This window comes from Bacteroidales bacterium (assembly GCA_035353855.1).
Lineage (GTDB): Bacteria > Bacteroidota > Bacteroidia > Bacteroidales > CG2-30-32-10 > DAOQAK01.
The window spans coordinates 23,625-35,043 of record DAOQAK010000043.1; the positions used below are offsets into that span (position 1 = coordinate 23,625).

General features: G+C 33.2%; 11 protein-coding genes. 2 read left to right on the forward strand and 9 right to left on the reverse strand.

The genetic code is table 11. From position 1 onward, the window contains the following. Window positions 1–27: 27 nt before the first annotated feature. The 6 genes from PKK00_11275 to ribD form a co-directional block, all read right to left on the reverse strand. Window positions 28–1,434, reverse strand: a complete 1,407-nt coding sequence (locus PKK00_11275) for an HD domain-containing protein (protein HNW98979.1) — start codon at window positions 1,432–1,434, stop codon at window positions 28–30. Window positions 1,435–1,437: 3 nt separating this feature from the next. Beyond that, the gene (locus PKK00_11280; GenBank protein ID HNW98980.1) at window positions 1,438–2,001 is read right to left on the reverse strand and encodes an L-threonylcarbamoyladenylate synthase; all 564 of its coding nucleotides are present in this window, start codon (window positions 1,999–2,001) and stop codon (window positions 1,438–1,440) included. 1 nt (window position 2,002) lies between these two features. Further along, complete coding sequence (locus PKK00_11285) at window positions 2,003–3,001, reverse strand: glycosyltransferase family 9 protein (protein HNW98981.1); 999 nt, start codon at window positions 2,999–3,001, stop codon at window positions 2,003–2,005. A gap of 65 nt (window positions 3,002–3,066) precedes the next feature. Then, window positions 3,067–3,681, reverse strand: coding sequence for a YigZ family protein (locus PKK00_11290; protein HNW98982.1), 615 nt, complete (start codon window positions 3,679–3,681; stop codon window positions 3,067–3,069). Between the two features lie 3 nt (window positions 3,682–3,684). Then, window positions 3,685–4,542 carry an EamA family transporter gene (locus tag PKK00_11295; protein HNW98983.1) on the reverse strand — a complete coding sequence of 286 codons (858 nt, stop codon included), beginning with the start codon at window positions 4,540–4,542 and terminating at the stop codon, window positions 3,685–3,687. Beyond that, a complete protein-coding gene (gene ribD, locus PKK00_11300) occupies window positions 4,539–5,582 on the reverse strand; it encodes a bifunctional diaminohydroxyphosphoribosylaminopyrimidine deaminase/5-amino-6-(5-phosphoribosylamino)uracil reductase RibD (GenBank protein ID HNW98984.1) in 1,044 nt (347 codons plus the stop codon). The genes PKK00_11295 and ribD overlap by 4 nt, the downstream gene beginning before the upstream one ends. A gap of 41 nt (window positions 5,583–5,623) precedes the next feature. Between ribD and prmC the strand changes: the two genes are divergently transcribed. Next, a complete protein-coding gene (prmC, locus tag PKK00_11305; protein HNW98985.1) occupies window positions 5,624–6,481 on the forward strand; it encodes a peptide chain release factor N(5)-glutamine methyltransferase in 858 nt (285 codons plus the stop codon). A gap of 74 nt (window positions 6,482–6,555) precedes the next feature. Beyond that, window positions 6,556–8,508: a KUP/HAK/KT family potassium transporter gene (locus PKK00_11310; protein HNW98986.1), complete on the forward strand. Its 1,953-nt coding sequence runs from the start codon at window positions 6,556–6,558 to the stop codon at window positions 8,506–8,508. Here PKK00_11310 and PKK00_11315 read toward each other — a convergent pair. From PKK00_11315 to PKK00_11325, 3 genes are all read right to left on the reverse strand, one after another. Continuing rightward, complete coding sequence (locus tag PKK00_11315) at window positions 8,505–8,750, reverse strand: hypothetical protein (protein HNW98987.1); 246 nt, start codon at window positions 8,748–8,750, stop codon at window positions 8,505–8,507. The genes PKK00_11310 and PKK00_11315 overlap by 4 nt on opposite strands. A 193-nt stretch (window positions 8,751–8,943) precedes the next feature. Continuing rightward, window positions 8,944–10,746, reverse strand: coding sequence for a tetratricopeptide repeat protein (locus tag PKK00_11320; GenBank protein HNW98988.1), 1,803 nt, complete (start codon window positions 10,744–10,746; stop codon window positions 8,944–8,946). 90 nt (window positions 10,747–10,836) lie between these two features. Next, window positions 10,837–11,328 (reverse strand): hypothetical protein, encoded by a 492-nt coding sequence (locus PKK00_11325; GenBank protein ID HNW98989.1) that lies wholly within the window; start codon window positions 11,326–11,328, stop codon window positions 10,837–10,839. Window positions 11,329–11,419: the final 91 nt, after the last annotated feature.

Below are 11,419 nucleotides of genomic sequence, written 5' to 3' on the forward strand. Positions count from 1 at the left end.
ATAAATAATTTCTAAATAAAAAAAAGATTAGGAATGTTTCAGTCCCAGTTTTTCGCCTTCCTGTAGCATAAGCTGATAAGCTTCTTCAAAAGTATTTCCTATGATTCCGTCGAGAATGGCTTCACGTATGGCTTCTTTGATGATGCCTACTTCACGGCAGGGTTTTATGTTAAATGTTTTCATTATTAATTCACCGTCAACCGGGGGCTGCCAGTTGCGGAGTTTGTCTTTTTCTTCTATCTCGGTAAGTTTTTTTCTTACGATCTCGAAATTTTTCAGGTAGCGTTTTACTTTTGCCGGATTTTTTGAAGTAACATCAGCTCCGCAAAGAAGCATCAGGTCGTCGATTTCCTGTCCGGCATCAAATAAAAGTCTTCGAATTGCCGAGTCGGTAACATTTTCTTCTGTAAGCGAAATAGGCCGTAAATGAAGCTGTACTAATTTTTCAACATACTTCATTTTTTCATTCATAGGTAATTTCAGTCTTCTGAAAATTCCTGAAACCATTTTGCTTCCAATAAAATCGTGCCCATGAAATGTCCAGCCCGATTCGGTATCAAATTTTTTTGTAACCGGTTTGGCAATATCATGAAGAATGGCGGTCCATCTTAGCCACAGGTTGTCCGATACCATTGAGATTTTATCGAGAACTTCAAGTGTGTGATTAAAATTATCTTTATGTCCTTTTCCTTCCATTATTTCTATGCCACTAAGGGCAAGCATTTCAGGGAATATCAATTCAAGAAGTCCTGATCTTTTCAACAGCTCAAATCCAATGGAAGGTTTTTTGGAAAGTATGATTTTATTTAGTTCATCAGCAATTCTTTCCCTGGAAATAATGCTGATTCGTTCTTTCATTTTTAAAATGGATTCAAAAGTTTTTTCTTCGATAGTGAAATTAAGTTGTGTTGCAAATCGTATGGCGCGTAGCATTCTTAGCGGATCATCGCTGAATGTTATTTCGGCATCGAGTGGAGTGCGGATGATACCGTTTTTCAAATCTTCCAATCCATTGAACGGGTCGATTACTTCACCGAAGTTTTCCTTTTGAATACAAATAGCAAGCGCATTTATTGTAAAATCGCGGCGATTCTGATCATCCTGTATGCTTCCGTTCTCTACAACCGGTTTACGAGAATCCAGGTTGTATGATTCTTTGCGGGCGCCAACAAATTCAACATCCATATCACCATAGCGAAGCATGGCTGTTCCGAAATTCTTGAAAATTTTCACATCGACATCTTTTCCTAATTTTAAAGAAACGCGTTTGGCTAAATCAATACCGCTGCCTGCTGCAACAATATCAATATCTTTACTGTTACGTTTTAAAATCAGGTCGCGAACAAAACCGCCGATTACGAATGCTTCAATGCCAATGTCCGATGCGGCTTCGGCAATAATATCAAGTATTTTAAGGTTAGTGTATAATTTCAATTTTTATTTTCTGATGATTTCATAATTGCCATCTTCCAAAAGTTTGATGATCGTCGATGGCCTTATTTCTTTAATATTTTCATGATATAAATTTACAATATAATCAACGTTCTTTTTAATTTCTGAAGAAATTTTACTGAAAAGAAGCGCTGTGGGTTCGCCTGAAACATTTGCAGATGTTGAAACTACAGGTTTGCCAAAAAACGTGATCATTTGTTTGCAGAATTCATCACTTACAACACGAATAGCAACAGTGCCATCCGATGCAATAGCTTTTTTTGCAAGATTTTTTGCTTTAGGATAAATGAATGTAGTAGGGCGATCCATGTTCTTTACCAGGTCCCATGCTATTTCCGGTATGTTCTCAACATATTCTTTTACCATATCAATATCGCTGACCAGTAAAATCAGGCTTTTGCTTTCAAGGCGTTTTTTTATTTTGAATATTTTTTGAACAGCAGCCTGGTTTGTAGCATCGCACCCAATTCCCCAAATAGTATCGGTGGGGTAAAGGATGATTCCTCCTTTGGTTAGCACATTTACCGTTTTATCAATTTCTTCAAGCATTTTAGTGGGGTATTGAAGTAACTAATTTATTTATTTCAATAGAATAAGCACATTCAAAATGATGTTCCGGGCAAGTTTTAAAGCCATGTAATCCGCAAGGGCGGCATTCCATCACTTTATCCGTTTCTGCGATAAACGATTTTTCGGATAAAGGTCCAAATCCGAAAGATGGAACAGTAGAGCAAAATATTGCTGTTACTGCTGCATTCATTGCCGATGCGATATGCAATGGAGCCGAGTCGTTTACAAAATTCATAACGGCATCCTTCATTAATGCTGCAGTTTGAAGTAATGTTAATTCCCCTGCAAGGTTCAGGATTTTATCTTTTCTTGTATCAGCGATCAAATCATTACATAAGGCTTCATCACTTTCAGCGCCGATTAAAATTATTTTGAATTTATTATCGATGGCATTGATAAGTTCTATCCATTTTTCGTAAGGGAATTGTTTGGTAGCCCATACCGATGCAGGCGCTATACAAATATATTGCTGTGTTTTATATTTTTCTGTTTTCGCAAGATCAATTTCAGAAGGGTAAAGTTTTGGGAAAAACCTTTTATCGTTTCCCAGAAAATCAATCAATGAAAGATTCCTGTCAATCTCATGAATCGGCTTATCTGCTTTACCGATAATATGTTTTCTTTTGTGTGAAAATAAAAACGAAAAAGGATTTTTACTGAAACCTGTAGTTGTTTTCGCTCCCGAAAAAGCAGTAATAAAACCGCTGGAAGCAAAGCGGTGCGCATTAACCACAAGTTCGTATTTTTTTGATTTGATATATTTCCTTGTTTTAAAAAGGTTCCCTGTTTTATTTTCTTTTTTATTCCAGGTGATTATTTCATTGATGTATGGATGGTTTTCGAGCAGTCCTTCGTTGCCTTTACGAAGAAGAAAATCAATTTTAGAAGCAGGGTAGAGGTAGTGAAGTTTTTCAATAAGAGGTGTGGCAAGTATTACGTCGCCTATAAATGCTGTTTGTATGATAAGTATACGTTCCAAAGTAAATAATAAAGGTAATGCAAAATTACAATTATGATTGAAAGGATGGGTGTTTTAATTAAAAATTATTCAGTTCTCAGGTAGTTGATGGTAACGGAATTTAATTTTTTAAAATATTCATATATCATATCAGAAAGGCTTTTCCTGATTTTAAAAACCACATTGCATGTCATCTCGAAATTAGTGGAAATGATATCGGCATGTTTATCCTTGAGCATTTTCATTACTTCGTTCATAATGGCATAATCGTATGTTATTTCATAAACATCATAAACATTTTTTGTAATGATGTTGGCATTTAACAAAGCTTCAGCAGCGCTTGTTTTGTATGCGTTTATCAGTCCGCTGACACCAAGCAATGTGCCTCCAAAATATCGTGTAACTATTATTAAAATGTTGGTAAGGTCTTTCGATTGTATTTGCCCGAATATAGGTCTGCCGGCAGTTCCCGAAGGTTCGCCATCATCATTTGTCCTGAAAGTGGATTTGTCAAAACCTATCCTGTATGCATAACAATGATGATTGGCATCATGATATTTTTTTCTTATTTCAGAAAGAATATTTTTTGCTTCGTCTTCTGTGGTTACAGGATATGCTCGCCCTATAAACTTACTGCCACGGTCGCGGAATGTTCCTTCGGAATATTTTTCAATGGTTTGATATGTATCTTCGAAAAGCATATTTTATTCAGCAAACGTAATTAAAATAATGGAAATTAATGCAAGGGCAATACCAATCCAGTTTCGCGAACTTAACTTTTCCCTGAAAATAAAATATCCTGTAATAGCTGATATTCCTACAACACTAACATTAAAAACAGGAAAAATAAAACTGTTCTTAAAAATTCCAAGTCCAATTAAGAAATAATATGTTGAGCCCCAGTTAAGCAATCCCAGTATTATTCCGGCTAAAATATTTTTAAATTTTATTTTGGTTTTTCCTGATGCAATTTGAATACTAAGGATAATTATTCCGATTACCAGGCTGAAGAAAAATGAGAATGCAAGGAATGTAATAGTTTCGCCATGAATGTAATTCCGCTCGGAATGTTTCAGCAATGAATCATTAATTCCATTTCCTAAAAATAAAAGAATGGGTAAAAGTATGATCCATATACTTTTTATTTTCTCCGATTTATTTTTTTGGAGTATCAGAAAAAATGAAGCCAATGCAGCAATAATTCCACCGGCATTAAAAAAACTGATGGTGTCGTTGTAAAACAATATCCCTATACTTATCGGGATAACAATCGACATTTTGCTTGCTACTGCTGTTATAGCTATTCCTGCTTTTTGTGATGAATAACCGAAAATATTAAATACAACAATTAGTGAAATCCCTGTAAGAATAGAATAAAGAAACCATGGCTTTATATTTACTGTGCTTATAGAAACATTATCGGACATGATAAAGCCCAAAACTGAAGCCACAAGATAATTGGTAACAATAGCCTGGATGACGCTTATGTTAAATTTCTCAAATAATTTGAAAGCGATTAAAATTGCTGCCGAGAGTAGTATGGCGGAAATGAGAATGATCATTTTTTATTTTTATAAATATGAAGAATATCATTTTCAAACATTACCTTTTCATTTGCTTCTACAGTTAATACAGGGGCTTTTACACCATCACCAAATTCAATATTACCGGTAAAAACATTTGCTTCATCCCATATACCGCTATCGATAAAGGTTTGCAGAAGTATTGTCCCGCCTTCAACAATTACCGATTGAATATTTTTTTTGTAAAGTTCATCGCAAATTTGCTGAATAATATTTTTTGTGAAATCAATAACGATGTATTCTATATTATTTTTATTTTCTTTTGCAATGCCTGTGAATACAATTGTTTTTGCTGAATTATCAAATACATGAAGCGTTTCGGGAAGACGTAAATTTTTATCAAGAATAATCCTGGTGGGATTTTTTCCGACCCAGAAGCGAGTTGTTAATTGAGGATTATCAAGCAAAATGGTATTGGTACCTGTCATAACAGCTTGTTCTTCGCAACGCCATTTGTGAACAATAGTTCTTGTTTTTTCACCGGTTATCCATTTTATCCTTTGAGCTTCATTGTTTTTTCTTTTTGTATCAATGAATCCATCGCGGGTCATTGCCCATTTTAAAATAATATAAGGTCTTTTCTTTTGATGAAAAGTGAAAAAACGTTTATTTAGTTCAATACATGATTCTTTTAAAATGCCTGATTTTACTTTGATTCCTGCAGCAGTAAGTTTATTTATCCCATTACCTACAACCAGGATATTTGGGTCTTCGGTTCCAATGATCACTTCAGGAATATTCATTTTAATAATAAGTTCGGCGCAGGGTGGTGTTTTTCCATAGTGTGAGCAGGGCTCAAGATTCACATATAAAATGGATGCTTTCAGCAGTTCTTTTTTTTCTACGGAGTTGATTGCATTAACTTCAGCGTGCGGACCGCCATATTCATGATGATAACCTTCGCCAATAATTTTATTTTCGTGAACAATTACAGAGCCTACCATTGGATTGGGCGCTGTATGTCCCAAGCCTTTTGAAGCCAGTTCAATACATCTTTTTATATAGAAATCGTCATTCATTACCTTTCAAAATTACAATTTTTCGTTAATTTGCTGTTGAAATGAAAATAAAAGAAGCCATTAACAGAATTGACGCATCGCTTAAAAATATTTACGATGAGCGTGAAGCCAGGAGTATTGCATATCTTGTGGTTGAGCATTTACTGAATATCCCTAAAGAAAAAATTCTTTCTATAATGGAAGAAGGAATTAGTATTGATAATGAAACAATGATTCTTGAAGCGATGGATGAACTTGTAAAGTTCAAACCTGTTCAATATGTAACAGGTCATACATCTTTTTACAATTGCAGGATCAATGTAAATGAAAATGTATTAATCCCCCGTTCGGAAACAGAAGAACTGGTTGACCTTATTATCAATGGCAACAATATTATTGATAAACCTATAAAAATATTGGATATCGGAACAGGAAGCGGATGCATTGCCATAGCGCTGAAGAAAAATATTTCATCATCGGAAGTTTATGCAACCGATATTTCTAAAGCAGCCCTATGTATTGCAAAAGAAAATGCTTTGAACAATAAAGTTGAAATCAATTTTTACCATTCTGATATTCTTGATAAATCCACATGGGGAGATGCAAGAGAATATGATGTTATTGTTAGTAATCCGCCATATGTAAGAGAATCGGAAAAAAAATTAATGAGTAAAAATGTGTTGGATTACGAACCTTCGCTTGCCCTTTTTGTTCCTGATGATTCAGCATTGATATATTATAAATCAATAGCTGATTTTTCATTAATCAAATTAAAGCCGGAAGGAAAATTATATTTTGAAATCAATGAAGCTCTACCTGATGAGACTTCTAAAATGTTGCAAAGTAAAGGTTTTGAAGAAATAGTTATCAGGAATGATATTAACGGGAAACCGCGTTTTATTATTTGTAAAAAACCTTAAAAATATATTTTGGCATTTTTGCTTACGTATATAGTTTATTTAATACATTTGGCAGATTTTTCAAAAATATTTTTGTGAGCAGAATTCGGAAATCTTCGGGCATTGATAAACTTACATTTGGCGGTCTTGTAATAACTCTCGGGATTGTTTATGGCGACATCGGCACTTCTCCTTTATATGTAATGAAGGCAATAATTGCAGGAGGTGCAGGAACTATTTCCAGGGAATTGATTTATGGTGCAATTTCGTGCATTATATGGACACTTACTTTGCAAACAACATTAAAATATGTTATCATAACACTTAAGGCTGATAATAAAGGTGAAGGTGGAATTTTTGCTTTATACGCACTGATAAGGAGGCGTGTAAAATGGGTCTTTCTTTTTGCTTTGGTAGGCGGCGCTTCATTGCTGGCTGATGGTATCATTACTCCTTCAATTACGGTTGTATCGGCGGTTGAAGGATTACGACTTGTTAATAGTGATGTTCCTGTTATTCCGATTGTCCTTATCATCATATCAATACTTTTTTTAATCCAGCAGTTTGGAACAAACTATTTAGGTAAATCGTTCGGTCCACTAATGTTTGTATGGTTTCTGATGATGGGCATTATAGGCTTTGCCCAGCTTATTCAATATCCTGATATTTTAAAATCTTTCAGTCCGTATTATGCATATGAATTATTAACAAAATATCCAGGTGGTTTTCTTTTACTTGGAGCCGTGTTTCTTTGTACTACCGGTGCAGAAGCATTGTATTCCGACCTGGGGCATTGTGGAGCAAAGAATATACGGTCAACCTGGGTATATGTAAAAACATGTCTTATATTAAACTATTTGGGACAGGGAGCATGGATACTGAATCATACTTCAATAATAAATTCAGGAGTAAACCCATTTTTTGCATGTATGCCCCAGTGGTTTATAATAACAGGAATTCTTATAGCTACAGCAGCAGCTGTAATTGCAAGCCAGGCATTAATCAGCGGTTCTTATACTATTATCAGCGAAGCAATACAATTAAATTTCTGGCCTAAAGTAAAAGTTACCTATCCTACAACTATAAAAGGACAGATGTTTATCCCCAGTATAAATATTTTTCTCTGGGTATCATGTATTTTTGTTGTTCTCTTCTTTAAAGAATCATCAAACATGGAAGCTGCATATGGCTTGGCAATTACTATAACCATGTTGATGACAACCATTCTGCTTTCGGTGTTTTTGCGTTTCCGAAGAAGAAACATGTTCATTATTATTTCGTTCCTCTTTGTTTATTTATTTATTGAATGTTCTTTTCTTGTTGCGAATATGTATAAATTCAAGCATGGAGGCTGGTTTACTATTTTAATGGCAGGTATACTATTTACAGTAATGTATATATGGTACAGAGGACGTGAAATTAAAAAACGCTTTTTTGAATTTTTAAAGATTGATAATTATAAAAATATTATCCTTGACCTAAGCAAAGATGAAAGTGTTCCCAAATATGCATCCAACTTAGTATACCTTACACGTGCCGATTTTAAAACGGATATCGAATCGAAAATAATTTATTCCATAATTAATAAAAGTCCCAAACGTGCCGATACATACTGGTTTATACATGTTCATGTTCTTGATGAACCCCGCACTATGGAGTATAGCGTTGAAACAATTATTCCCGGTGTTATAATGCGCGTGGAATTCAGGCTGGGGTTTAAGGTTGAACCTAAAATAAATTTATATTTCAAACAGGTTATTGAAGAACTTGTGAAACGTAAAGAGATTAACATCATCAGCAAATATGAATCGCTAAAAAGCCATAACATTATGGGCGATTTCCGTTTTGTTGTTATTGACAGGATTCAAAATTATGATTTTGATTTTTCTCCTTTTGACCAATTTATCATGGACCTATATGCATGGCTTAAGAAAATAGGGATAAGCGATGTAAAAGCATATGGTCTTGATACCAGTAATGTTGATGTAGAAAAAGTTCCCCTGATGTTTGAAAAGGAAATAGATATGAATTTAAAAAGAGTTCATTAATGAACCAGGTTCCTTTGTCCTAATGGACGATCACGCCTGTTCTTAATAATATAATTCTTATTTATAGGCATGGTTTTTCTTTTTATCCTTCGCTGGTATGGACTGTGATGACGATGTACATTAACCGAGCGGCGATGTTTTAACATCCTTTTGAAACGGTGGTGTTTATTGCAGGATGAAAATGTTGTAAGCATCATTATTCCTGCAAAGAGTACGATTAACCATTTCTTATATTGAATCATATTTTTAAATTAAAAAACTGATTTTAAGATAAATAATACAATCAGTTCTATTTGTCAATCAATTTGTAAAACTAATAAAAAATTTTAATAATAAAACAAAACTTTATTTTAATTTCTTTTTTATACATTGAAATTATAGAAAAGGTTACATTTTTTATAAAAAAATTAAGAGTACAATTATAAACCATGAAAGTTAGTAGGTTATACCTTTTTGAGCGGCCATATTTTTATAATACTCAGCTTTTTCTTTATCCTGCCATCCTGTTAAAATACTCTTTAAATTTTGCTTTGCGTTTTTATATGTAGGATCGCTTTCAAGTATTGAAATGCAAAGTTTTACCGATTCTTCATAATTTTCCTGTAACGCGAGTAATGCTGCAAGATCGTTCTTGGCATCATTGTTCTTGTCATCCATGGTTAGCGATTTTTTAATAAGCTCAATCGCTTTGGTGTAATTTTTTTCATCATATCTTACACAGCCCAGGTTATAATATGCCATTGCAGAATTAGGATTTATTTCAATTTCTTTCAGAAAGAATTTTTCAGCTACTTTATCATCACCGCGATTGAGGTAGATGCGTCCTAAATTATTATTAACTTCAGCAATATCGGGATTAAGTTTTAAGCATTCGTAATATAATTTTTCAGCTCTATCAACTTGTTTATTTACCTGCAGGTATGAAGCCATTCCTCTTAATGCTGCTGAAGAATGTGGAGAACCCTCGGCTGCACTGGTCCAGTAACTTAATTCATTCTTGTAATCTTTACTATGCATCCATGCGATAACAAAGAAAAATATAAGAATTGCAATATATGTTAGTCGTACTTTTATTTTGTTAAAATCAAGTTTTTTTATAAAATCGGTTTCCATTAAAATGATCATGAATCCTATCATTGGTAAATATAAGCGGTGTTCTAAGAAAAGTGTTTCAATTTTATCGCTTGTGCGAAGGATTGCAGGGGCTAACAATATCAACAACCAAAGAATTCCAAAAATTATTCTTTTGTAATTTTTTTCTTTTGTTTTCCAAATAAGTAAAATAATTATAAGTACACTGATAATGCCGTAGATTATTGGTACATCCTGGAGAACAGGCATAGTGTTTAAATGGAACGGTAAAATTATTTTCCCGATATATTGAATTATTGCAGGAAGGTTAGTGAAGAAGTTTGAAATAATAAAAGCTAATGGATAACCTACTGTATTTTTTAACACAGTTTTCCTTAACAGAATAGTAAAAATAACAAGGATCACCCAGAATATCACAGGTGTTTTGTATTCATTTATTTTTTTAGATAGTGAGAGCTTTTCTTTTTTCCATAATAGAATATAGAATCCAAAAATTACCGGGAGGAAAATTGCAGATTCTTTGGTCAATATTGATATAAGAAAAAAGAATAAATGTAAAAAAAGGAGCAATATTTTTTTACTATCCAGGTAATCTATTAAGAATATAAAACTGCATAAGGCAAAAAGTGTTAGCAATGTATCGTTTCTGCCCGGAATCCATGCAATGGTTTGTACTAAAACCGGATGTACTGCAAATATTGAAGAAAAAATAAATGCTTTTATTTTATCGAATGAAAGTTTTTGAAAAAAATAAAAAAGCAGGATACAGCATATAAGGTGCAAGATAATATTTGCAAAGTGGATGAACCAGTAATGTTTTCCGGCAATTTGTGTGTCAATAAAAAATGAAAGCGTTAAAACAGGACGATAGTAATTGTCGGTAACTTTAAACGTATTATAAAAAACACTTTGTTTGAATATATTTGTAAAGTTTGAAGGGTTGCTTAAAAAATCATAGTTTTCTTTTACTAATGCCACATCATCGTTATTAGTGAAATCATATTTTATTGATGGTGCGTAAAGACAAAAAACCAGTACAGTTATCAAAAGCAGAAAATAAATATTCTTCACAGGTTTTTTTTTCTCCTGTTGAGTTTTTTTTGGAGGAATATTTTTCTTTATGTTGCTGCTTTTAGTTTTCGACATTTTGTGGAAATTGTGTCAAAAATAGGAAAATAAATTTTAGTATAAAAAAATATAGAATGTAATAATATTGTTTTTCTGTGGTTTTTTGAATCAACTGCCTTTTAGTTCAATCAAATATTCTTTATTATTATATGTGGTTTTCATTTTAATCTCGCTATTTGTTAGACGAATTATTTCCCATTTAGGCTTAGATTTATCAAAAAAGGGACCTGTGCCAGATGGCCATGAAACTGTTCCAATTCCAGCCCTACAGCTTGAATATGTAACAGAAAGAATTTTATTTTTCTCAATTAATTCCCATGTCCAGACTAAACTTGGAGATATTCCATCATCACGTATATTTTCAATTGTACATCCATTTGTATTTGAATTTTTGTCGTAGAAAAAAATTAGTATGTCACACAAACTATCTTTGAATAAACCCAGAGAATCAATTCCATTTACGGTATATTCTTTTAGCTGATATGTGCCATAAATTCTTTTTAAAGGGGAGCGCAAACTAAAGCAAGAGCCTTCTTCGTATTTTTTGCAGCCCTCGGTGATGGCTGTTATTGCTATAAGAATTAAAATTATCTTTTTCATATAACGGAGTTATTAAGTTAATAAGTTATTTAGTTGTTATCACTAGCGTTGCGTTGTTTTTTTTAAAAAGGTCATTGACATCTTGATAATT

What these genes read in the sequence shown, in the direction of transcription:
- PKK00_11280 (HNW98980.1), bottom strand. Translation starts at nt 2,001, where the DNA reads ATGCTTGAAGAAATTGATAAAACGGTAAATGTGCTAACCAAAGGAGGA.
- PKK00_11290 (HNW98982.1), bottom strand. Translation starts at nt 3,681, where the DNA reads ATGCTTTTCGAAGATACATATCAAACCATTGAAAAATATTCCGAAGGA.
- PKK00_11295 (HNW98983.1), bottom strand. Translation starts at nt 4,542, where the DNA reads ATGATCATTCTCATTTCCGCCATACTACTCTCGGCAGCAATTTTAATC.
- ribD (HNW98984.1), bottom strand. Translation starts at nt 5,582, where the DNA reads ATGAATGACGATTTCTATATAAAAAGATGTATTGAACTGGCTTCAAAA.
- prmC (HNW98985.1), top strand. Translation starts at nt 5,624, where the DNA reads ATGAAAATAAAAGAAGCCATTAACAGAATTGACGCATCGCTTAAAAAT.
- PKK00_11315 (HNW98987.1), bottom strand. Translation starts at nt 8,750, where the DNA reads ATGATTCAATATAAGAAATGGTTAATCGTACTCTTTGCAGGAATAATG.
- PKK00_11320 (HNW98988.1), bottom strand. Translation starts at nt 10,746, where the DNA reads ATGTCGAAAACTAAAAGCAGCAACATAAAGAAAAATATTCCTCCAAAA.
- PKK00_11325 (HNW98989.1), bottom strand. Translation starts at nt 11,328, where the DNA reads ATGAAAAAGATAATTTTAATTCTTATAGCAATAACAGCCATCACCGAG.